Raw genomic sequence first — 21,610 nt, 5'->3', positions numbered from 1 at the left:
GGTGCCGAACCTTTCGCGCCGCTGGCTCACCCTCAGCCTGTTGCCCACACTGGGCGCGACAGAGTTGCTGCTGTTGACCGGGAAGGCTTGGGCGGGTGCACAAGTTGAAGAACCGCTGATCGATTCGGTGCGCACGGCGCTGAGTTCAGCCATCGCCAATCATGCGCCGCCGGTGCCCGAGTTTTCTGATACCGAGTCGCGCCTGCAGTATCTGCGCTGGTTGGGCAGCACGAGTGATCGACTCAAGACCCGCAAACCTGACTTCACCACCCGCAAGGAGTTTCTGCAGACGGTCTGGTACGAGGCCAGACGCGCCGGGCTCGAGGTGTCTCTGGTGCTGGGGCTTATCCAGGTCGAGAGCAACTTCCGCAAATTTGTCGTCAGCAGCGCCGGTGCCCGTGGTTACATGCAGGTCATGCCGTTCTGGGCACGGGTGATCGGCAATGGCGACGCCAGCACCCTGTTCCACCTGCAGACCAACCTGCGTTTTGGCTGCGTCATCCTGCGCCACTACATCGAGCGGGAAAACGGCGACTTGTTCATGGCATTGGGCCGCTACAACGGCTCACGTGGCAAGCCAGCCTACCCTCAGGCTGTGTTTGCCGCACAAAGCCAGTGGCAGATGCGGCCCTGAATCCTCAGGCGCTTGCGCCCAACATCTGCTGCAGCTCACCCTTTTCGTACATTTCCAGCATGATGTCGGAGCCCCCGATGAACTCGCCTTTCAGATAAAACTGCGGCAGCGTGGGCCAGTTGCTGTAGCCCTTGATGCCTTCGCGAATCTCGGCGTCTTCAAGCACATTGACCGCCGTAATTGCCTTGGGGTCAACACCACAGGCCTTGAGTACCTGCACTGCGCGCCCGGAAAACCCGCATTGCGGGAAGCTCGCCGTGCCTTTCATGAATAACACGATGTCGTTGTTTTTGACCAGATCGTCGATGCGTTGTTGGGTGTCGCTCATGGTATGTGTCTGCCGAAGTGTGAAAAGGGGGCGATTATTTCACTTTCCGGACGCTTGTGCCCTCGCATGACCCTGTCAATGACGGGGTTGCCAGCGCACGGTCAGTAATGCGGTGGCAGTTCATCGCGCAATTGGCGCTCAGTCGGGCCGCCGTCTGCCACGCTGGTCTGCCTTAACTGCTGTAGCTCGCGCACCAGGCGGTCAATCTGGCCCTGCTGCCGGATGATGATGGCGTCCAGCTTGTCCAGCAGGTCTTCGGTGTAACTGGCCTTGATTTCCAGCTGCGTCAATCGGTCTTCAGAATTCGGCATGGTGGCAATGGTGTGGGTGGATTGAAAAGGCAGGTCAGGTGCTAAAGCGGGTCCACTGACCACCACTGCACCGCTCCAAACCGGCAAGATCTCTGCGGGACTGCACGCGGGTAAAACCGCGCTGTGTCAACAGCTGCCGCACCTGAACGGCCTGGTCGAACCCGTGTTCAAGCAACAGCCATCCACTTTGCAGCAGATGGTCCGGCGCATGGGCGACGATGTGGCGAATGGCATCCAGGCCATCAGGGCCACTGATCAAGGCCGAAGCAGGCTCAAAGCGCAGCGCCGGCAAGTGCGGATCGTGTTCGGCAATGTAGGGCGGGTTCGACACCACGCAGGCAAAGCGCGGAGCGTCGACAGGCAAGGCCGACCACCAGCTGCCCTGACAGAACCTGACGGCAACATCCAAACTCCGGGCATTGGCGGCGGCAAGCGCCAGCGCCGCTTGACTCAGGTCGCTGGCCCAGACACAAGCCCCGGTCCGATGGGTTTTGATGGCCAGCGCCACGGCGCCACTGCCGGTGCCCAAATCAAGCACCGGCTCACCGGTCGCCTCGGGCAGCAGTTGCACAGCCCAATCCACCAATACCTCGGTATCCGAGCGTGGTACCAACACGGCGGCATCGACTTGTAGCGCCAACCCGTAAAACGACTTACAGCCGGTCAGATACGCCAGCGGTTCGCCAGCCCTGCGGCGCTGTGCCAAGCCAAGCAAGGTGGTGAGCGGGCCGGCTGCCACACGCTCCGAATCGTGCGCCAGCAGCCAACCCCGCTGATGCTCCGACTTGCCCAGCACATAGAGCAGCAGTAGCTGCGCGTCCAGCCGGTCAAGACCTTGCGTTTGCAGCTGAACTTGTAGCTCGGCAATGGTGTTGCAGCTGGTCATTGATTTGCATCCACTATTCATAGCAACAAGTACATATGGATATTGCGCTAAAGGCCAATTTCAAGCTTATCCTAGACATTGAGCTCCAATGCTGCCAGTTGTGCGGCGGCTTCATGGGCTTGCAAGGCGTGGACGACATCATCCAGATCCCCCTCCATGATGGTCAACAGTTTGTACAAGGTGAGGTTGATGCGATGGTCGGTCAAGCGCCCTTGCGGAAAGTTGTAGGTGCGGATGCGGTCACTGCGGTCGCCACTGCCGACCAGGCTTTTTCGCTCGGCCGACTCCTTGGCAGCGCGCTCAGAACGGTCTTTTTCCTGAATGCGCGCGGTCAGCACCTTCAGGGCCTGGGCCTTGTTGCTGTGCTGGCTGCGCCCGTCCTGACATTCGGCGACGATGCCGGTGGGCAAGTGGGTGATGCGCACCGCCGAATCTGTCTTGTTGATGTGCTGGCCCCCGGCACCGCTGGCGCGATAGGTGTCGATGCGCAGGTCGGAGGGGTTGATTTTGATCGCCTCGGCCTCATCGGGTTCGGCCATCACCGCCACGGTGGCGGCACTGGTGTGGATGCGACCCTGTGTTTCAGTCACCGGCACGCGTTGCACCCGGTGGCCACCGGACTCGAACTTGAGCGCGCCGTAGACTTGCTCACCCTCAATGCGCAGCACCAGTTCTTTGTACCCGCCCAGTTCGCTGGGCGACTCACTCATCACCTCATGCTTCCAGCCCTTGCGGTCACAGTAGCGCAGGTACATGCGCGCCAGATCAGCAGCAAACAGCGCCGACTCGTCGCCGCCGGTGCCGGCGCGGATTTCGACAAACGCCGGCCGTTCGTCGTCCGGGTCTTTGGGCAGCAGCATGCGTTGCAGTTCGGCTTCGAGCTGGTGCAGCTCGGCGCTGGCGGCGTCGACTTCCTCTTGCGCCATTTGCAGCATGTCGGCGTCTTCGGCAGCCTCCAGGCACATGGCTTGCGCGCCAGCCAGATCGGCCTCGCGCTGCTGGTAGCGCTGCCAGCGTACGGCTACCGCCGCCACGTCGGTGTGTTCGCGTGACAAGGCCAGAAACTGCGTCATGTCGCTCATGATGTCCTGACGCGACAGCAAGAATTCAAGTTCACCGAGGCGGTCGGCGTAGCGGGCAAGTTGTTGGCGGAGAAACGGTTTCATGGGTGGTTCAATCCATCAGGCAAGCGAAAATCAGTCGGGCGCGGTCGGTAGCAGATGCGGGGGTGGGATCGCAGTTCGGCCCGACGAGGCTGGTTGGGGCCAATGGCGTCGCCCCGAAAAGGGGTCTGACTCCCCTTCTGCGGGCCACCACCGTTGCGCCACAACGACGCGGCGGAAATCGTCAGCGCAGCTAACGCTCTTTACGCAAAAAGAAATGTTGCACCGCCGTACTGGCGCGCTCACGGGCGGCCAGGTCACCGGCGCGCAGCTCGGCCATGGCACCGTGCAGCATTTTCTGGGTGATGCCGCGCGACAAGGCATCGAGCACCGCATCCACATCCTCGCCACGCGCCAGCAGCTTGCGGGCACGGGCAATTTCGGCGGCGCGCCACTCGTCGGCCTGTGCATTGAGCTGTTGGATCAGCGGCACCGTGGCCCGTTGCTCCAGCCAGTGCAGAAAATTCTGCACCCCGGCGTCGACAATCGCCTCGGCCTGTGCCACGGCGGCCTGGCGGTTGGCCTGGGCGGTCTGCACCACGCCCGCCAGGTCGTCCACGGTGTAGAGGTAAACGTCCTCGAGTGCTTTGACTTCGATCTCGATATCGCGCGGCACCGCCAGGTCGACCATGAACATGGGCCGATGCCGACGACGTTTCAGTGCCCGCTCGACCGCGCCCAGGCCGATGATCGGCAACGTGCTCGCGGTGCAGCTCACCACCGCGTCAAACTCGTGCAGGCGGTCGGGTAACTCCCCCAATCGCATTACCTCGGCACCAAACTTGCAAGCCAGCTCTTCGCCGCGCGACAAGGTGCGGTTGGCAATGGCCATGCTCTTGGGGTTCTTGGCGGCAAAGTGGGTGGCGCACAGATCAATCATTTCACCGGCACCGACAAACAGCACCTTGACCTGCCCCAGATCTTCAAACAATTGCCCCGCCAGTCGCACTGCGGCGGCGGCCATGCTGATCGAATGCGCGCCAATTTCGGTCGAGGTACGGACCTCTTTGGCCACAGCAAAAGAGCGCTGGAACAACTGACTCAGCGTGGTGCCAAGGCTGCCGGCAGCTTTCGCGGCACGCACCGCGTCTTTGATCTGGCCCAGAATCTGCGGCTCGCCCAGCACCATCGAGTCAAGGCCGCTGGCCACCCGAAACGCGTGGCGGGCGGCATGGCCGTCGTGCAACGCGTAGGAATGCGCACGCAGCAAATCTGGTGAAACACCGCCGCTTTGCGCCAACCAGTCCAGGGTGGGCTGCAACTGTGGCTGCTCGCAGGCGCAGTAAATCTCAGTGCGGTTGCAAGTGGAGATCAGCGCCGCCTCGGGCTGGCGGTGCAGGGCGCTGCGCAAGGCCTTGAGTGTGGGCTCGATTTGTTCGATGGCAAAGGCAAAGCGACCGCGCAGATCGAGCGGTGCGGTCGTGTGATTGATGCCTAGTGCCCAGACTGCCATGTCCGAATTATAAAATCATGCCCATGGCATTTGATCTAAATCATTTTGACGATAAGCCGGGAGGACTTTAATGGGCGTCTTGGCACTGTTCACCCATGTGATCAACTTTCTGGCACCCGCCTTGTGGCTCGCTCTCGGGCTCACACTGGTATCGCGCATTTTTATGAAAAAAGGGGCTCTAGCCCAAACACCAACTGCACAGATAGCTATTATTTTTGCTGCATGCAGCGGCGTGCTGGTGACCGGTCTGGTGGTGTTTGGCAGGGACGGCAAGATGCTCACCTATGCCGCACTGGTGCTGGTGGGCGCAGGTGTTCAGGGTTGGTTGCAGCGCGGCAGCCGTTGATCTGCGGCTTCACGCCCCCGGTGGGAACAAGTCAACCCGATCGGTGATGATGCCGTCGGTACCCAATGCCCAGAGGCGTTGTGCATCTGCCGCATCGTTGACGGTGTAACTCAGCGTACGCAGTCCGGCACCTCGGGCCAATGCAACACTTTCGGCCTTCCAGAGCACATGGTCACACACCACCGCCACACAGCCCAAACGTTGAGCCGTCTCCAACCAACCATCCCACAAGCCCTCCAGCAGCAAACCGCGTGGCAGTTCGGGTTGGGTTCGCAGCGCACCTTCGAGCGATGACACGGAAAACGAAGTCAACAACGGTGGCACATCCGCGCCATGCCAGAGCCGCGCGGCGTGCTGCGCCACCACCTGGCCGGTATGGTCGTCGGTGCCAGGCGAAGGCTTGATCTCGATATTGAGGTCAAAAGCATTCTGGCGGCAAAAACGGGCGATGGACTCAAAGGTCGGCAAGGGTTCGCCCACGTGGGTGCGCGAATGCCAGCTACCCGCATCCAGCAGCGACAGCGTGCTCCACGGATGTTCACCAGCCACAGCACTCAAACCCGCACCCAGTGCCTCAGTGGCGTTGGTGGTGCGCGTCAGGGTGTCGTCATGCAACAAAAACGGCACACCATCCGCACTGAGCTTGACGTCGCATTCAAACATGCGGTAGCCGTGAGCCGCCCCACAGCGAAACGCGGTCAAAGTGTTTTCAGGTGCCAGCTTGCCCGCGCCCCGGTGGGCAACCCAGCGTGGATACGGCCAGGGCTTACCCAGCGACACGGCACTGCTCATGGCTGAATCTCCTTGCGCTTGCCGGTGCCAGCGTCGAAATGGTGGATTTTCCCGGGCCTTGGCGTGACACACAGCGTGCTGCCCACTGTCGGCGCGACGTGCCCCTCTTCGGTGCGGATGATGACCAGTTCATCGGCGCTACCGTGCGTCCAGCGACCATAGGTCAGGCGTTCAGCCCCCAGCATTTCAACCGCCTCGACCACCAGCGTCCAGCCGGTGACGGTGATGTCAAGGTGCTCGGGGCGCACCCCGACGATGGTGGCTGGCGGCGCGCCCGGCGCGTTGTTGAGCAAGTTCATCGGCGGTGAGCCCATGAAGCCCGCCACAAAGGTGCTCGCCGGACGGTTATAGACTTCCTCAGGCGTGCCGAGCTGCTCCATCACGCCCGCGTTCATCACCAGCATGCGCTGCGCCAGCGTCATCGCCTCGACCTGATCGTGGGTCACGAACAGCGAGGTGATACCAAGCTCACGGTGCAGTTTCTGGATTTCCAGCCGCGTCTGTGCCCGAAGTTTGGCGTCCAGATTGGACAACGGCTCGTCGAACAGAAAGACCTGGGGTTGGCGCACAATGGCCCGGCCCATGGCCACCCGCTGACGCTGCCCGCCCGACAACTCGCGCGGTTTGCGCGCCAAAAAAGGGCCAATCTCCAGAATTTTGGCCGCCTTGTCCACCCGAGCCCGGATCTCGGCGGGCGGCACTTTGGCGATCTTCAAGCCATAAGCCATGTTCTCAAACACGCTCATGTGCGGATACAGCGCATAGTTCTGGAACACCATGGCGATATCGCGCTCCGAAGGTTCGAGTTGATTGACCACCCGGTTGCCAATGGAGATGTCACCCTCGGTAATTTCCTCGAGCCCCGCCACCATGCGCAGCAGCGTCGACTTGCCGCAACCCGACGGGCCGACGATGACAACAAACTCACCGTCATGGATCTCCGCGTTGACACCGTGGATGACCTGATTGGCGGTTTTGCCGCTACCGTAGCGCTTGATGACGTTTTTTAGTGTGATGGAAGCCATAGTTTTCGAGCGTCTCGTCAGTTGGGGACAGAGCAAATTTGCTGCGCAAATCTTGGTCTGTCCCGCAAGCTTATTATTTTTCAGTATCGACCAGCCCTTTCACAAACCACTTCTGCATCAGCATCACCACCAGTGCGGGTGGCAGCATGGCCAGAATGGCAGTGGCCATGACAATGTTCCATTGCATTTCGGAGTCGCCCCCGGAGATCATGCGCTTGATGCCAATCACCACCGGGTACATGTCTTCACTGGTGGTCACCAGCAACGGCCACAGGTACTGGTTCCAGCCGTAGATGAACTGGATGACAAACAGCGCGGCGATCGAAGTTTTGGACAAGGGCACCAGCACATCCCAAAAAAACCGCATCGGGCCGGCACCGTCGATGCGTGCAGCCTCCACCAGTTCCTCGGGCACCGTCAGAAAAAACTGCCGGAACAAAAACGTGGCCGTGGCTGATGCAATCAGCGGCACCGTCAACCCGGCATAGGTATTGAGCATGCCCAGATCAGAGACCACTTTGTAGGTCGGCCCGATACGCACCTCCACCGGCAGCATCAGGGTGATAAAGATCGCCCAAAAGAAAAACATGCGCAGCGGAAAGCGGAAATACACGATGGCAAAGGCCGACAACAGTGAAATGGCGATCTTGCCAATGGAAATCACCAGCGCCGTGACCAGGCTGACCATCATCATCTGGCCCACTGGCGCCTTGGAACCCGAGCCACCCCCGGTGCCATTCCAGGCAGCGCTGTAGTTTTCAAAAAAATGTCCGCCTGGCAGCAAGGGCATGGGCGTTTGCACAATGGCCTGCGACGTCTGGGTCGAGGCGACAAAGGTCAAATACAGCGGGAACGCCACCACCATCACACCCAGAATCAGCACAGCATGGGACAGAAAGCTCAAAAACGGCCGACGTTCAACCATCAGTAATTCACTTTCTTCTCGACAAAGCGGAACTGCACCACGGTCAGTGCCACCACAATCACCATCAGCACCACCGACTGTGCGGCGGACCCGCCCAGATCCATGGCCTTGAAACCGTCAAAGTAGACCTTGTAGACCAGAATCGCGGTTTCTTTGCCAGGTCCACCTTGGGTTGCAGCATCAATGATGGCAAAGGTGTCAAAGAACGCGTAAACAATGTTGATCACCAGCAGGAAAAACGTGGTGGGCGACAGCAGAGGAAACACAATCGTCCAGAAACGCCGCCAGGGCCTGGCACCATCAATGGCAGCGGCCTCGATCAAGGACTTCGGGATCGACTGCAATCCCGCCAGAAAAAATAAAAAGTTGTAAGAGATCTGCTTCCAGACGGCCGCCATCACCACCAGAGTCATCGCATGGCGACCATTGAGCAGGTGGTTCCAGTCGAACCCCAAGGCGCGCAGACCATAAGACACCACGCCCACACTGGGCGCAAACATGAACAGCCAGAGCACGCCAGCCACAGCTGGTGCTACGGCGTAGGGCCAGATCAGCAGGGTTTTGTAAGCCAGCGCCCCTTTGACGACACGATCCGCAAACACGGCCAGCAGCAGCGACACACCAATACCCACCACCGCCACCAGTGACGAAAATATGGCCGTGGTGTAAAACGACGCGAGATAGGTCTCATCATTCCAGAGGTTGCGGAAATTCTCCAGCCCAACCCACTCGACCGAGGTTCCAAAAGCGTCCGACTGCTGCACCGACTGCAGCAAGGCCTGAGCCGCTGGCCAAAAAAAGAACAGGCCAATGATGATCACCTGGGGCGCAATCAGCACCCAAGGTAGCCATCTGGATCGAAAGAAAACGCGCTTTTCCAAAACTTAAGCAGCGTTACTTATTTCTTGTTGGCCTTCTCAAAGCGTTCAAGCAACTCGTTGCCACGCTTGACGATGGACTGCAAGGCCTCGGTGGCACTCTTCTTGCCACCCCAGACCTGTTCGAGTTCTTCGTCCTCGATGGTACGGATCTGCACATAGTTGCCCAGACGGATGCCACGTGACTTGTCGGTGACCTTGCGGATCATCTGATTCACTGCCACATCGGTACCCGGATTTTCCTTGTAGTAACCAGATTTTTCGGTCAGCTCATAGGCGGCGGTCGTAATGGGCAAATACCCGGTGCGCTTATGGCTGGCAGACTGCACTTCAGGGCTGGAGATGTAGTTGAAAAATGCCGCCACCCCCTTGTACTCCTCAGGCTTCTTGCCTGCCATCACCCACAGACTGGCTCCGCCAATCACGGTGTTTTGCGGTGCGCCGGGAACATCCGGGTAATAGGGCAGTGGTGCCAGACCAAAATTGAACTTGGCGTTCTTTTTCACATTGCCATAAAAGCCCGCTGAGGTGGTGATCATGGCGCATTCACCGGAAATGAAGGTGGCTTCCGGCACGTTGGCACGGCCTTTGTAGACAAACAAGCCCTGTTTGGCCATGTTCGACAAATTGTCGATGTGGCGTACATGCAGCGGCGAATCCACCTTCATGCGTGCATCCATGCCGCCCAGACCGTTGGCCTTGGTGGCAAACTCAACGTTGTGCCAGGCAGAAAAACTCTCCAGCTGGGTCCAGCCTTGCCAGGCGATCGTGAGCGGGCACTTGTGACCATTGGCCTTGAGTTTGGCTGCTGCCAGGGCCACCTCCGGCCAGCTCGTCGGAGCCTTGTTGGTATCCAGACCGGCGGCCTTAAAGGCATCCTTGTTGATGTAGAACACCGTGGTGGAGCTGTTAAAGGGCATGCTCAGCATTTCACCACTGGGCGCGGTGTAGTAACCCGCCACAGCCGAAATGTAGGCTTTGGGGTCAAATTTTTGTCCAGCATCTTTCATGACCTTGCCGACCGGCACGATGGCGCCCTTGCTCGCCATCATGGTGGCAGTACCCACCTCAAAAACCTGCAGGATGTGCGGTGCATTGCCGGCACGGAATGCCGCGACTGCGCCGGTCATCGACTCGTCATAGGTGCCTTTGTAGGTCGGCACAATTTTGTACTCGGTCTGGCTGGCATTGAAGTTCTTCGCCAGATCATTGACCCATTCACCATTCACGGCGGTCATCGAATGCCACCATTGCACTTCGGTGACGGCGTGGGCAGACAGGGTAAAGCCGGCGGCAACAGCCACGGCGGCAAGTTTCAGGTTCATAAAGTCTCCTCGAGGTTGAGTGCGCAGAGCATAGTCAACAAATTTGTAGTTTTTGTGACAGAAACAAGGCAATTTGCACAGTTCTTGATTAAACGCAGAAACCTGAGGCTTGCACATCAGGGTTTCCATCACCCCAACAGGGCAATGCTGCACTGCGGTAACATCGCGCCCCGAGTCGCTACAGGCCATTCAGGCGGCGTTGACGCACCGTTTTGGCTGACACCATTGCCCCCATGAACGCTCCCATTCCGATCAGCCAGATCCTGCCAGCGGCCATGCCGCTGCCGCACGCGCACGAGCGCATTCGCGAGATCCCGTACAACTACACCTCGTTTTCTGACCGCGAAATCGTCATACGCCTGCTCGGTGGGCAGGCCTGGGTCTGGCTGAACCGCCTGCGTGATGAAAGACGCACCGGGCGCTCGGCACGGATGTTGTACGAGGTGCTGGGTGACATTTGGGTGGTGCAACGCAACCCCTACTTGCAAGACGACCTGCTGGACAACCCGAAGCGGCGGGCGCAATTGGTGGGGGCGTTGCGGCATCGGCTGCACGAGATCGAGAAACGCCGCAACCCTCAGGCCGACCCGGAGCGTGATGCGCTGGTGGGACAACTTCTGGCGTGCGCTGACCGGGCGGTGCAGGCCTTTGACGCCAGCTTTGTTGAAACGGCGGCGTTGCGACGCGAGGCCCAGCGGACGCTGTGCCGCCTGACCGCGAGGGACAACATCAAGTTTGACGGCCTGTCGCGCGTCAGCCATGTGACTGACGCCACCGATTGGCGGGTGGAGTACCCGTTTGTGGTCCTCACCCCCGACAGCGAAGCCGAGATGGCCGGACTGGTCAAAGGCTGCATCGAGCTGGGGCTGACCATCATCCCGCGCGGTGGCGGCACCGGCTACACCGGCGGCGCGATTCCGCTGACCTGGAAAAGCGTGGTCATCAACACCGAAAAGCTGCTGCGCATGAGCGAAGTCGAAATGCGCCGCCTGCCCGGTCTTGACCTTGATGTGGCCACGGTCTGGAGCGAGGCCGGAGTCATCACCAATCAGGTGGCGCACGCCGCCGAGCGCGCCGGTTTTGTGTTTGCCGTTGATCCCACCTCGTCGGAGGCCTCCTGCATTGGCGGCAATATCGCCATGAACGCCGGCGGCAAAAAAGCCGTGCTGTGGGGAACGGCGCTGGACAACCTGGCCAGCTGGCGCATGGTAACACCACAGGCCGAGTGGCTGGAAGTGACCCGCGTCAACCACAATCTGGGCAAAATTCACGACACCGAGCTTGCCAGCTTTGATCTGCAGTATTTCAAGGCCGACGGTAAAACCCTGCTTCGCAGCGAACGGCTGGACATCCCGGGCAATCGCTTTCGCAAAGCGGGCCTGGGCAAGGATGTGACCGACAAGTTTTTGAGCGGCCTGCCCGGCATCCAGAAAGAAGGCTGTGACGGCCTGATCACCAGCGCGCGCTGGATCGTGCACCGGATGCCGGCGCACACCCGCACCGTATGTCTGGAGTTTTTTGGCAATGCCAGGGACGCCGTGCCCAGCATTGTCGAGATCAAAGACTTCATGTTCGCCGAAGCCAAGCGCAGCGGGGTGCTGCTGGCCGGACTGGAGCATCTCGATGATCGTTATCTGAAAGCGGTCGGCTACACCACCAAATCCAAACGCGGCGCCCAGGCGCAGCCAGGCTCGACCATCACCGTGCCCAAGATGGTGCTGTTTGGTGACATTGCCGGCGATGACGCTGACGCCGTAGCGCGGGCCACTTCGGAGGTCGTGCGCATTGCCAACTCGCGCAATGGCGAAGGTTTTGTCGCCATCAGCGCCGAGGCACGCAAAAAGTTCTGGCTTGATCGCAAACGCACGGCAGCAATTTCCAAACACACCAACGCCTTCAAGATCAACGAGGACGTGGTGATCCCGTTGCCCCGCATGGCCGAGTACACCGATGGCATCGAGCGCATCAACATCGAGCTGAGCTTGCACAACAAGCTGGCGCTGTGTGACGCGCTCAGCGATTACTTCAGCCAGGGTAGGCTGCCACTGGGTCGCCAGGGCGATGCCAGCGAAATTTCATCAGCCGAGTTGCTTGAAGACCGGGTCGCGCAGGCGCAAGCGCTGATTGCCCAAGTGCGTATCCTGTGGGCCAGTTGGCTGCGCGATGTCGAGCCCCTTTTTGCCCAACTGCAAGACCACTCCCTGCGCGCCAGCTGGAAGTCCCAGCTACGCCAGCCCTTGCAGCAGATCTTCAGCGGTGCGGCGTTTGAGCCCATCCTGAACGAGTGCACTGCGATCCACCAGCGTGTGCTCAAAGGGCGCGTCTGGGTCGCCTTGCACATGCACGCTGGCGACGGCAACGTACACACCAATATCCCGGTCAACAGCGATGACTATGACATGCTGCAAGCGGCCCACGGTGCGGTCAAACGCATCATGGTGCTGGCGCGAAGTCTGGACGGTGTGATCTCGGGCGAGCACGGCATCGGCATCACCAAGCTCGAATTCCTGAGCGACGCTGACCTGGCGCCGTTTACCGAGTACAAAGCCAGAATCGACCCGGAAGGCCGCTTCAACAAGGGTAAACTGCTACGAATTAGAGAGCTTCCAGCTGAATCTGGAAAAGCGCTGGAGGCCAGTTTTTCACTTAAATCCGATCTGACCAATGCCTACACCCCGAGCTTTGGCCTGATGGGGCATGAATCCCTGATCATGCAGCAAAGCGACATTGGTGCCATTGCCGACAGCATCAAGGACTGCCTGCGCTGCGGCAAATGCAAGCCCGTGTGCAGCACCCACGTGCCGCGCGCCAATCTGCTGTACAGCCCGCGCAACAAGATTCTGGCCACCTCTTTGCTGGTGGAAGCATTTTTGTACGAGGAACAAACTCGCCGCGGGGTGTCCATCAAACACTGGCAGGAGTTTGAAGACGTGGCCGACCATTGCACCGTATGCCACAAATGTCTGTCGCCCTGTCCGGTGAAGATCGATTTTGGCGATGTGTCGATGGCCATGCGCAACCTGTTGCGCAAAATGGGGCAAAAGAGCTTCCGCCCTGCCGGCGCGGCGGCCATGTTCCTGCTCAACGCCACCCGTCCCGAGACCATCCGAGTTGCGCGCGCCGTGATGGTCAACCTGGCCATTCGGGCGCAGCGGTTTGCCGTGGACTTGTTCCGCGTCGCGGGTCGAGCTCAAACCAAGTCACCGCCGGCCACGTTGGGTACAGCTCCCATGAAAGAGCAGATCATCCACTTCGTCAACAAGAAGCTGCCCGGTGGCCTGCCCAAACGCACCGCGCGCGCCTTACTGGACATTGAGGATAAAAACTACGTACCGATCATTCGCAACCCCAAAACCACCAGCGCCGAAACCGAGGCTGTGTTTTACTTTCCCGGTTGTGGTTCGGAACGCCTGTTCAGCCAGGTTGGCCTGGCCACCCAGGCCATGTTGTGGCACGCCGGTGTGCAAACCGTGCTGCCGCCGGGTTACCTGTGTTGCGGTTACCCGCAGCGCGGCGGCGGCGACTTTGACAAGGCCGAGAAGATCATCACCGACAACCGGGTGCTGTTCCACCGGGTGGCCAACACGCTGAATTACCTCGACATCAAGACCGTCGTGGTGAGCTGTGGTACCTGTTATGACCAGTTGCAGGGTTATAAGTTTGAGGACATTTTTGACGGCTGCCGCATCATCGACATCCACGAGTACCTGCTGGAGAAAGGCATCACCCTGGCCAATGCCGGAGCCTTCCTGTTCCACGACCCCTGTCACAGTCCGATGAAGTTGCAGGAGCCTCTCAAAACCGTCAAGGCCCTGCTGGGTCCTCAGGTGATTCAGTCAGACCGCTGCTGTGGTGAATCCGGCACGCTGGCGCTCAACCGGCCCGACATTTCGACCCAGGTGCGTTTCCGCAAGGAGGAAGAGATCCTCAAGGGCGAGGCCGCGTTGCGTGCGAACGGAGCGCTGGGTGCCAAAGACAATGTCAAGATACTGACCTCCTGCCCGGCCTGCCTGCAAGGCCTGAGCCGCTATGGCGACGACCTGCAAAACGGGCTGTTGCAGGCCGATTACATTGTGGTCGAAATGGCCAATCAGATCCTGGGCGCGCAGTGGCTGCCCAAATACGTGAAACTCGCCAATGACGGCGGCATTGAGCGGGTGCTGGTTTGATGCGCCCGGGACAACTTTTCATTGAATTCAGGAGACTATGCATGACAGCAAGCCAAACCACCACAGCGACCCCGGTCGACATCACCGTCCACGGTCAATCCCATATGCTGGAAATCAGCTTCAGTGACGGTGCCTCGTTTCGCATCCCTTTTGAACTGATGCGTGTGTGCTCACCGTCAGCCGAGGTGCAAGGCCACGGCCCGGGCCAGGAAACCCTGCAAACCGGCAAACGCCTGGTGGACATCAGCGCCATCGAGCCGGTGGGCAACTACGCCGTGCAACCCACCTTCTCGGACGGCCACAACACCGGCATTTTTACCTGGGACTATCTGTACTTTCTGGGCTCGCAGCAGAGCAAGCTGTGGCAGGACTATGAAGCACAACTCAAAGCCGCCGGTGTAGACCGCGATGCACCCATGGCCGACAAAACAGGCAGCAGTTGCGCCAGCCACTGAACCAGGACCGAGCATGAGCAGTACGCATTTTGGTTACCGCAGCGTCGACGAAAGCGAAAAAGCGCGCCACGTCAAAGGCGTGTTTGACTCGGTCGCGCCCAAGTACGACCTGATGAACGACCTGATGTCCATGGGCATGCACCGGATGTGGAAGGCCTACACCGTCACCGTGGCCAATCTGCACGAGGGTGATCGGGTGCTTGACATTGCCGGTGGCACCGGCGATCTGGCCATGGCCTTTGCCAAGAAAGTAGGCCGCAGTGGCTGCGTGGTGCATACCGACATCAACGAAGCCATGTTGCGCACCGGACGGGACCGCCTGGTGGACGCCGGTATCGTGCTGCCGACAGCGGTGTGTGATGCCGAAAAGCTGCCGTTTCCCGAGCACCACTTTGATCTGGTCAGTGTGGCGTTTGGCCTGCGCAACATGACGCACAAGGATGTGGCGCTGGCCGAGATGAATCGGGTCCTGAAGCCCGGTGGGCGACTGCTGGTGCTGGAGTTCTCCAAAGTGGCCAAGCCGCTGGAGAAAGCCTACGACTGGTACTCCTTCAAAGTCTTGCCCAAGCTGGGTGAGCTGGTGGCCAAAGATTCGGCCAGCTACCAGTATCTGGCCGAATCCATTCGTGTGCATCCCGGGCAGGAAGAACTCAAAACCCTGATGAAAGCTAATGGCTTTGGCCACGTGGATTATCACAATCTCAGCGCAGGTCTGGTAGCCTTGCACGTGGGAATCAAATGTTGATGGGCATCAACAGATCAATTGAGCCGTAACACTATTTTTTGGAGATGACATGAAACGTTGGTTGTGGTTGGTGACCATGAGTCTGGCGCTGTTTGCCGGTCAGGCAGAAGCGGCCAAGCGCTTTGGTGGGGGCAAGTCATTTGGGCAGCAGTCCAGCAACGTGACGCAGCGCCAGGCCACACCCGCTCCGGCTGCGCCGACGCAGGCTGGCAACAATGCGGCGGTCAAAAACCCGGCGGCACCGGCAGCGGCTGCGCCCAAACGGCCTTGGGGTGCCATGCTGGGTGGTCTGGCCGCCGGGCTGGGTCTGGCCTGGCTGGCCAGTTCCCTGGGGTTTGGCGAAGAGATGGCTCAGTTCATGATGTTTGCCTTGTTGGCTCTGGTCATCATGATGGCCGTGGGCTGGTTCATGCGCTCCCGCAAGTCACAACCCGCAGCACGCGCCTCGTCACCGTTTGCATTCCAGGGTGCGGGAACACCTGGCCAGGCCAGTGCACCGGCTAGTTACCGCCCGGAAAATGTGGGTAATGACGCTTCAGCGCGCCCGTGGGAGCGCAGTACGACAGCTTTTGACACCGCCAATATGTCCGGTGGCACCAGTGCTGGCTCGATGATCGGCTCCGGATTGACCGGTTCCCAAAGCTGGGGCATTCCGCCTGGTTTTGACACCGACGGTTTTCTCAAGTCGGCCAAAGCCAATTTTGTCTCGCTGCAAGCGGCCTGGGACAAAGCCGATATTCCGGCGTTGCGGGTGATGATGACCGACACCATGCTGAAAGAAATCCAGGTGCAGTTGGCCGAGCGAGAGGCACATACGGGCGGCCCGGTCAATTTGACCGACGTGGTGATGATCGAGGCGCACCCGCTGGGTATCGAAGACCTGGGTGATGACTACATGGCCAGCGTCGAGTTTTCCGGCATGATCCGCGAGGAGCCTTCGGCGGGTCCGAGCCCGTTCCGTGAAGTCTGGAACATGATCAAGCCGAAAAATGGCCGTAGCGGCTGGCTGGTTGCAGGGGTTCAGGCCCTGCAGTAAGTTCCATTACACAAATTCAGGGAATAATCGGGGGACTATGGCAACACAGTCCCCTTTTTCTTTGCTGGAAGACGCACTCCAGAAACTCCCGCTGCCCAAGCTGCAGCCCCCGGCCTGGGCGGTTGACGAGGTACAGCGACGTATCGTCCTGCTGCTCAACCATGTGCTGATGCAGGAGTCCGAAGCGACAGCACGACTCACGCGGCAAAGCGGGCGGGTCATCCTGGTGCAGTGGCGCTCGGTCAACTTCAAGCTGGTGGCCACCCCCGCCGGTTTGCTGGACATTGCCGAACCCAGCGCAAGCGCTGATCTGGTGCTCACTGTCACTGACGAGTCACCTCTGGTGCTGCTGCAAACCACCCTGCGGGGTGAAAAACCTGCGGTGCGCATCGAAGGTGACGTGCAACTGGCCGCCGAAGTCAGCTGGCTCACCGACCACGTGCGCTGGGACCTCGAAGAAGACCTGGCACGCCTGATCGGCGATGTACCGGCCCACACGCTGAGTCAGATGGTCAGCGGCCTGGTGGCTGGCGTGCGCCAGTTTGCTGCCAAGGCTGCCAGCCTGGTGCCTGGAAAATCCAGTTGATCGCCATCCGATGACCCGTCTTTTTCGCGGTGCCTTCATCGTCTGGGTGATGCTGCGCTATGGGCTTGACGAACTGGTTTTGACCAGCTTCAAAAAGCCCTGGCTGTTGCGCTTGGCACGCATTCTCAGCGTTGGCCGCAAGCTTGATGCGCCGCGAGGCCAACGTATTCGCCAGGCACTGGAGAGCCTGGGGCCTATCTTTGTCAAGTTCGGGCAGGTGCTGTCAACACGGCGTGACCTGCTTCCGGTCGACATTGCCGATGAACTCGCACTGTTGCAAGACCGGGTCCCTCCCTTTCCCAGTGAAGTGGCCATTGGCATCATCGAGAGCGCTTTCAAGAAGAAGGTCGACGACATTTTTGTCTCGTTTGAACGCCAGCCCATTGCCAGTGCTTCCATCGCCCAAGTGCATTTTGCCGTGCTCAAGGAGCGCAGCGGGCGCCAGCGCGACGTCGCAGTCAAGGTACTGCGCCCGGGCATGCTTGACGTGATCGATAAAGACCTGGGCCTGCTGCGCATGATGGCCGGCTGGGTGGAAAGTCTGTCCGACGACGGCAAACGCCTGAAGCCGCGTGAAGTGGTGGCTGAGTTCGACAAATACCTGCATGACGAGCTCGATCTGGTGCGTGAGGCTTCCAGCGCGGCGCAACTGCGCCGCAACATGGCGGATCTCAACATGGTGCTGATTCCCGAGATGTTCTGGGACTACTGCATGCCCGATGTGATGGTGATGGAGCGCATGAAAGGTGTGCCCATTAACCAGGTGGAGCGCTTGCGTGCCGCCGGGGTCGACATCCCCAAACTGGCACGCGATGGTGTCACCATTTTTTTCACCCAGGTGTTTCGCGACGGCTTTTTCCACGCCGACATGCACCCCGGCAACATCCAGGTGAGCCTGGACCCGGCCACCTTTGGCCGCTATATCTCGCTGGATTTTGGCATCGTTGGCACCCTGACCGAGACTGACAAAGAATACCTGGCGCAAAATTTCACGGCGTTCTTCCGCCGCGACTACAAGCGGGTGGCTGAATTGCACATCGAGTCGGGTTGGGTGCCCGCCAGCACCCGCGTCGACGAGCTTGAATCTGCGGTGCGCTCGGTCTGTGAGCCCTACTTCGACCGGCCGCTCAAGGAACTGTCGCTGGGCATGGTGCTGATGCGGCTGTTCCAGACCTCACGGCGCTTCCAGGTGGAGATCCAGCCCCAGTTGGTGTTGTTGCAAAAGACCTTGCTCAACATCGAAGGTCTGGGCCGCCAGCTCGACCCGGATCTTGATTTATGGCACACCGCCAAACCGTTTCTTGAGCAGTGGATGCTGAACCAGATTGGTCCGAAAAAGTTGATGGACGAGCTGCGCAACGAGGGACCGCGCTACGCCAAATTGCTGCCGGAACTGCCGCGGCTGTTATTTGACTTTTTGCACAACCATGCCCGTGGTCCTGGCAAAGAGACCTTGGCCTTGCTCGCCGAGCAGAAGAAGACCAACCGTTTGCTGTCTGCCATTTTGTACGGCGGTGTTGGCTTTGTGCTGGGGCTGGTGGCGATGCAGATTCTGGTTCGGGTCCGGCTGTTCTGAACCTGACCCCGCCCGGGGCAGCCCTTGCGCCAGGGCCACTTTATAATTCGCGGCTTTGCCGCCTCTACAACCCCTTCATCATCATGCCAATTTATGCCTACAAATGCGGGTCCTGCGGGTTTGCCAAGGACGTGTTGCAAAAGATCTCGGATGCGGTATTGACCGAATGCCCCGCTTGTGGACAAGCCAGTTTTACCAAACAACTGACCGCAGCCGGTTTTCAGCTCAAAGGTTCCGGCTGGTACGCCACTGACTTCAAGGGTGGCAGCAGCGCCGCGACGCCCGCGCCAGCGGCGGGCAGTGATACGGTCAGCGCGCCAGCCACCACCGAGGCACCGGCAGCCAAAGTCGACACGCCCGCAGCCGCAGCGGGCGGATGTGGCGGTGGCTGTGCCTGCCATGCCTGACGCTGCTTAGGACGACGCCGTGCCCATCAAGAAATATCTGCTCACCGGCCTGCTGGTCTGGCTACCGCTGGCCATCACGGTCTGGGTGCTGCTGTGGGTGATGGAGTTGCTCGACGGCATCTTCATGGCACTGGTGTCCATGATTCAGGCGGTGTCGCCCGGCTCCATCGCGGCGTCCTGGGAGCACGTCAAACATATCCCGGGCCTGGGTGTGCTGCTGGTTTTTGCCAGTTTGCTGATCACCGGTGCGCTGGTTTCCAATGTCGCCGGCCGTTGGTGGCTCAACCATTGGCATAACCTGCTGGCCAAGATCCCGGTATTCAAGTCGATTTACAACAGCGTCAAGAAAGTATCCGACACGCTGTTCTCCAGCAACGGCAATGCGTTTCGCACCGCCTTGCTGGTGCAGTATCCGCGCGCCGGGTCCTGGACCATTGCGTTCCAGACCGGTACACCGGTGGGTGAGGTGGGCCAACACCTGGGCAACGACCTTGTCAGCGTCTATGTGCCCACCACACCCAACCCGACCAGCGGTTTTTTTCTGATGCTGCCACGCGCTGACGTGATCGAACTCAAGATGAGTGTCGATGAAGCGCTGACCTATGTGATTTCAATGGGTTCGGTTGCACCCACAGGTGCCCCGGCCAGCAAAACCGATTAGTTTTTTTGTCAACCCGTCACCCCTTTGGGTGAGCCCTGAAAGCTGTGTATGGCCATGCGTTCTCATTATTGCGGTCTGGTGACCGAAGCCCTGTTGGGTCAAACTGTTTCTCTGTGCGGCTGGGTCAATCGCCGACGCGACCATGGTGGCGTGATCTTTGTCGATGTGCGCGACCGCGAGGGTTATGTGCAGGTGGTGTGCGACCCCGACCGCCCCGAGATGTTTGGTGTCGCCGAAGACCTGCGCAATGAATTTTGCATCCAGGTGAAGGGATTGGTCCGTGCACGCCCCAGTGGCACCACCAACGACAAGCTCAAGAGCGGCCAGATCGAGGTGCTGTGCCACGAACTCAAGGTGCTCAACCCCTCGGTCACACCGCCCTTCCAGCTTGACGAAGAAAACCTAAGCGAGACAACCCGCCTGACGCACCGGGTGCTCGACCTGCGCCGCCCCTACATGCAAAACAACCTGATGCTGCGCTACCGCGTGGCGATGGAAGTGCGCAAGTTTCTCGACGCCAACGGCTTTGTCGACATCGAAACCCCCATGCTCACCAAGAGCACGCCGGAGGGTGCGCGCGACTACCTGGTACCCAGCCGCGTGCACGACGGCATGTTTTTCGCGCTGCCACAAAGCCCGCAATTGTTCAAGCAGCTGCTGATGGTGGCCGGATTTGACCGCTACTACCAGATCACCAAATGTTTTCGTGACGAAGACCTGCGCGCCGATCGCCAGCCCGAATTCACGCAGATCGATATTGAAACCTCTTTTCTCGAAGAGGAAGACATCCGCGCCCTGTTCCAGGGCATGATCAAGACGGTGTTCAAAGCCACGATCAACGTCGATCTGGGCGAGTTCCCGGTGATGAGCTACCAGGAGGCCGCCTTGCGCTTTGGCTCCGACAAGCCCGACCTGCGCGTCAAGCTCGAGTTCACCGAACTCACCGACCTGATGGGCGACGTGGACTTCAAGGTGTTCTCCGGTGCGGCCAACATGAAGGGCGGCCGCGTGGTCGCCTTGCGTGTGCCCGGTGGCGCGCGCGAGGGGGTTGGCCTGTCGCGCGGCGAGATCGACAGTTACGGCGAGTTTGTGAAGATTTACGGTGCCAAGGGCCTGGCCTGGATCAAGGTCAACGACCTGGCCAAAGGACGCGACGGCTTGCAAAGCCCGATCGTCAAGAACCTGCACGACCGCGCCATTGCCGAGGTGCTGCAACGCAGCGGCGCGCAAGACGGCGACCTGCTGTTTTTTGGCGCCGACAAGGAAAAGATCGTCAACGACGCCATTGGCGCACTACGCATCAAGATTGGCCACAGCGAGTTTGGCAAGAAAAACGGACTGTTCGAGGACCGTTGGGCGCCCTTGTGGGTGGTCGATTTCCCGATGTTCGAGTACGACGACGACTCTGACCGCTGGATGGCGGTGCACCACCCGTTCACAGCACCCAAGGACGGCCATGAGGACCTGATGGTGACGGACCCGGGCAAGTGCATCTCCAAGGGCTACGACATGGTGCTCAACGGTTGGGAAATGGGCGGCGGCTCGGTGCGTATCCACCGCGCCGATGTACAGCAAAAAGTGTTTGATGCGCTCAAGATCACGCCGGAAGAGGCCCAGCTCAAGTTCGGCTTCCTGCTTGATGCGCTGCAATACGGTGCTCCGCCGCACGGTGGTCTGGCGTTCGGCCTGGACCGCATCGTCACCATGATGACTGGGGCCGAGTCGATCCGCGACGTGATCGCCTTCCCGAAAACCCAGCGCGCGCAGTGCCTGTTGACCCAGGCACCCAGCCCGGTCGACGAAAAGCAATTGCGCGAGTTGCACATCCGGCTGCGCAATGTGGATGCGGCCAAGGCTTCATGATCATGGCCATTGCGGGTGTGTGTGACTGACCTCCCAACCGGGGCGC

21 protein-coding genes are annotated in these 21,610 nt (G+C 59.8%); 11 read left to right on the top strand and 10 right to left on the bottom strand.

What is annotated here, in order from left to right:
• The first annotated feature begins 37 nt into the window (after window positions 1-37).
• Window positions 38-634, top strand: a complete 597-nt coding sequence (locus KBF66_RS07640) for a lytic transglycosylase domain-containing protein (protein WP_296654750.1) — start codon at window positions 38-40, stop codon at window positions 632-634.
• Between the two features lie 4 nt (window positions 635-638).
• Here KBF66_RS07640 and grxD read toward each other — a convergent pair whose 3' ends face one another.
• The 5 genes from grxD to hemA form a co-directional block, all read right to left on the bottom strand.
• Complete coding sequence (gene grxD, locus KBF66_RS07635; RefSeq protein WP_296654731.1) at window positions 639-962, bottom strand: Grx4 family monothiol glutaredoxin; 324 nt, start codon at window positions 960-962, stop codon at window positions 639-641.
• 101 nt (window positions 963-1,063) lie between these two features.
• Window positions 1,064-1,273, bottom strand: coding sequence for a SlyX family protein (locus KBF66_RS07630; RefSeq protein WP_296654730.1), 210 nt, complete (start codon window positions 1,271-1,273; stop codon window positions 1,064-1,066).
• A 34-nt stretch (window positions 1,274-1,307) separates the two neighbouring features.
• Window positions 1,308-2,159 (bottom strand): peptide chain release factor N(5)-glutamine methyltransferase, encoded by an 852-nt coding sequence (prmC, locus tag KBF66_RS07625; RefSeq protein ID WP_296654728.1) that lies wholly within the window; start codon window positions 2,157-2,159, stop codon window positions 1,308-1,310.
• Between the two features lie 71 nt (window positions 2,160-2,230).
• The gene (prfA, locus tag KBF66_RS07620; RefSeq protein WP_296654726.1) at window positions 2,231-3,325 is read right to left on the bottom strand and encodes a peptide chain release factor 1; all 1,095 of its coding nucleotides are present in this window, start codon (window positions 3,323-3,325) and stop codon (window positions 2,231-2,233) included.
• Between the two features lie 190 nt (window positions 3,326-3,515).
• Complete coding sequence (gene hemA / locus KBF66_RS07615) at window positions 3,516-4,775, bottom strand: glutamyl-tRNA reductase (protein ID WP_296654724.1); 1,260 nt, start codon at window positions 4,773-4,775, stop codon at window positions 3,516-3,518.
• A gap of 70 nt (window positions 4,776-4,845) precedes the next feature.
• Here hemA and KBF66_RS07610 point away from each other — a divergent pair, with 70 nt between their 5' ends.
• A complete protein-coding gene (locus tag KBF66_RS07610; protein WP_296654722.1) occupies window positions 4,846-5,121 on the top strand; it encodes a hypothetical protein in 276 nt (91 codons plus the stop codon).
• Window positions 5,122-5,130: 9 nt separating this feature from the next.
• Here KBF66_RS07610 and ugpQ read toward each other — a convergent pair whose 3' ends face one another.
• From ugpQ to ugpB, 5 genes are all read right to left on the bottom strand, one after another.
• Window positions 5,131-5,913: a glycerophosphodiester phosphodiesterase gene (gene ugpQ, locus KBF66_RS07605; protein ID WP_296654719.1), complete on the bottom strand. Its 783-nt coding sequence runs from the start codon at window positions 5,911-5,913 to the stop codon at window positions 5,131-5,133.
• Complete coding sequence (gene ugpC / locus KBF66_RS07600) at window positions 5,910-6,938, bottom strand: sn-glycerol-3-phosphate ABC transporter ATP-binding protein UgpC (protein ID WP_296654716.1); 1,029 nt, start codon at window positions 6,936-6,938, stop codon at window positions 5,910-5,912. The genes ugpQ and ugpC overlap by 4 nt, the downstream gene beginning before the upstream one ends.
• Before the next feature lie 73 nt (window positions 6,939-7,011).
• On the bottom strand, window positions 7,012-7,863 hold the full coding sequence (ugpE, locus tag KBF66_RS07595; RefSeq protein ID WP_296654714.1) for a sn-glycerol-3-phosphate ABC transporter permease UgpE: 852 nt from the start codon (window positions 7,861-7,863) through the stop codon (window positions 7,012-7,014).
• Window positions 7,863-8,744 (bottom strand): sn-glycerol-3-phosphate ABC transporter permease UgpA, encoded by an 882-nt coding sequence (gene ugpA, locus KBF66_RS07590; RefSeq protein ID WP_296654711.1) that lies wholly within the window; start codon window positions 8,742-8,744, stop codon window positions 7,863-7,865. The genes ugpE and ugpA overlap by 1 nt, the downstream gene beginning before the upstream one ends.
• 17 nt (window positions 8,745-8,761) lie before the next feature.
• A complete protein-coding gene (ugpB, locus tag KBF66_RS07585) occupies window positions 8,762-10,066 on the bottom strand; it encodes a sn-glycerol-3-phosphate ABC transporter substrate-binding protein UgpB (protein ID WP_296654709.1) in 1,305 nt (434 codons plus the stop codon).
• A 233-nt stretch (window positions 10,067-10,299) separates the two neighbouring features.
• Between ugpB and KBF66_RS07580 the strand changes: the two genes are divergently transcribed.
• The 9 genes from KBF66_RS07580 to aspS all read left to right on the top strand — a co-directional run bounded on the left by KBF66_RS07580 (window position 10,300) and on the right by aspS (window position 21,564).
• Complete coding sequence (locus KBF66_RS07580) at window positions 10,300-14,235, top strand: FAD/FMN-binding oxidoreductase (protein ID WP_296654707.1); 3,936 nt, start codon at window positions 10,300-10,302, stop codon at window positions 14,233-14,235.
• 41 nt (window positions 14,236-14,276) lie between these two features.
• Complete coding sequence (locus tag KBF66_RS07575) at window positions 14,277-14,690, top strand: DUF971 domain-containing protein (protein ID WP_296654705.1); 414 nt, start codon at window positions 14,277-14,279, stop codon at window positions 14,688-14,690.
• A 13-nt stretch (window positions 14,691-14,703) separates the two neighbouring features.
• The gene (gene ubiE / locus KBF66_RS07570) at window positions 14,704-15,435 is read left to right on the top strand and encodes a bifunctional demethylmenaquinone methyltransferase/2-methoxy-6-polyprenyl-1,4-benzoquinol methylase UbiE (protein ID WP_296654703.1); all 732 of its coding nucleotides are present in this window, start codon (window positions 14,704-14,706) and stop codon (window positions 15,433-15,435) included.
• Window positions 15,436-15,484: 49 nt separating this feature from the next.
• On the top strand, window positions 15,485-16,471 hold the full coding sequence (locus tag KBF66_RS07565; RefSeq protein ID WP_296654702.1) for a TIM44-like domain-containing protein: 987 nt from the start codon (window positions 15,485-15,487) through the stop codon (window positions 16,469-16,471).
• 37 nt (window positions 16,472-16,508) lie between these two features.
• Window positions 16,509-17,057 (top strand): hypothetical protein, encoded by a 549-nt coding sequence (locus tag KBF66_RS07560; protein WP_296654701.1) that lies wholly within the window; start codon window positions 16,509-16,511, stop codon window positions 17,055-17,057.
• Window positions 17,058-17,067: 10 nt separating this feature from the next.
• Window positions 17,068-18,633 carry a ubiquinone biosynthesis regulatory protein kinase UbiB gene (ubiB, locus tag KBF66_RS07555; protein ID WP_296654700.1) on the top strand — a complete coding sequence of 522 codons (1,566 nt, stop codon included), beginning with the start codon at window positions 17,068-17,070 and terminating at the stop codon, window positions 18,631-18,633.
• A gap of 83 nt (window positions 18,634-18,716) precedes the next feature.
• Window positions 18,717-19,040, top strand: a complete 324-nt coding sequence (locus KBF66_RS07550) for an FmdB family zinc ribbon protein (protein WP_296654698.1) — start codon at window positions 18,717-18,719, stop codon at window positions 19,038-19,040.
• A gap of 25 nt (window positions 19,041-19,065) precedes the next feature.
• Complete coding sequence (locus KBF66_RS07545; protein WP_296654749.1) at window positions 19,066-19,701, top strand: DUF502 domain-containing protein; 636 nt, start codon at window positions 19,066-19,068, stop codon at window positions 19,699-19,701.
• 48 nt (window positions 19,702-19,749) lie between these two features.
• On the top strand, window positions 19,750-21,564 hold the full coding sequence (aspS, locus tag KBF66_RS07540; RefSeq protein ID WP_296654696.1) for an aspartate--tRNA ligase: 1,815 nt from the start codon (window positions 19,750-19,752) through the stop codon (window positions 21,562-21,564).
• Window positions 21,565-21,610: the final 46 nt, after the last annotated feature.

Source organism: Rhodoferax sp. (assembly GCF_018063565.1).
GTDB lineage: Bacteria > Pseudomonadota > Gammaproteobacteria > Burkholderiales > Burkholderiaceae_C > Rhodoferax.
This window is presented reverse-complemented; position numbering and strand designations above follow the sequence as displayed.

Coding starts and splice junctions, on each gene's coding strand:
- grxD (WP_296654731.1), bottom strand. CDS start 962: ATGAGCGACACCCAACAACGCATCGACGATCTGGTCAAAAACAACGAC.
- KBF66_RS07630 (WP_296654730.1), bottom strand. CDS start 1,273: ATGCCGAATTCTGAAGACCGATTGACGCAGCTGGAAATCAAGGCCAGT.
- prmC (WP_296654728.1), bottom strand. CDS start 2,159: ATGACCAGCTGCAACACCATTGCCGAGCTACAAGTTCAGCTGCAAACG.
- prfA (WP_296654726.1), bottom strand. CDS start 3,325: ATGAAACCGTTTCTCCGCCAACAACTTGCCCGCTACGCCGACCGCCTC.
- hemA (WP_296654724.1), bottom strand. CDS start 4,775: ATGGCAGTCTGGGCACTAGGCATCAATCACACGACCGCACCGCTCGAT.
- KBF66_RS07610 (WP_296654722.1), top strand. CDS start 4,846: ATGGGCGTCTTGGCACTGTTCACCCATGTGATCAACTTTCTGGCACCC.
- ugpQ (WP_296654719.1), bottom strand. CDS start 5,913: ATGAGCAGTGCCGTGTCGCTGGGTAAGCCCTGGCCGTATCCACGCTGG.
- ugpC (WP_296654716.1), bottom strand. CDS start 6,938: ATGGCTTCCATCACACTAAAAAACGTCATCAAGCGCTACGGTAGCGGC.
- ugpE (WP_296654714.1), bottom strand. CDS start 7,863: ATGGTTGAACGTCGGCCGTTTTTGAGCTTTCTGTCCCATGCTGTGCTG.
- ugpB (WP_296654709.1), bottom strand. CDS start 10,066: ATGAACCTGAAACTTGCCGCCGTGGCTGTTGCCGCCGGCTTTACCCTG.
- KBF66_RS07580 (WP_296654707.1), top strand. CDS start 10,300: ATGAACGCTCCCATTCCGATCAGCCAGATCCTGCCAGCGGCCATGCCG.
- KBF66_RS07575 (WP_296654705.1), top strand. CDS start 14,277: ATGACAGCAAGCCAAACCACCACAGCGACCCCGGTCGACATCACCGTC.
- ubiE (WP_296654703.1), top strand. CDS start 14,704: ATGAGCAGTACGCATTTTGGTTACCGCAGCGTCGACGAAAGCGAAAAA.
- KBF66_RS07565 (WP_296654702.1), top strand. CDS start 15,485: ATGAAACGTTGGTTGTGGTTGGTGACCATGAGTCTGGCGCTGTTTGCC.
- KBF66_RS07560 (WP_296654701.1), top strand. CDS start 16,509: ATGGCAACACAGTCCCCTTTTTCTTTGCTGGAAGACGCACTCCAGAAA.
- ubiB (WP_296654700.1), top strand. CDS start 17,068: ATGACCCGTCTTTTTCGCGGTGCCTTCATCGTCTGGGTGATGCTGCGC.
- KBF66_RS07550 (WP_296654698.1), top strand. CDS start 18,717: ATGCCAATTTATGCCTACAAATGCGGGTCCTGCGGGTTTGCCAAGGAC.
- aspS (WP_296654696.1), top strand. CDS start 19,750: ATGGCCATGCGTTCTCATTATTGCGGTCTGGTGACCGAAGCCCTGTTG.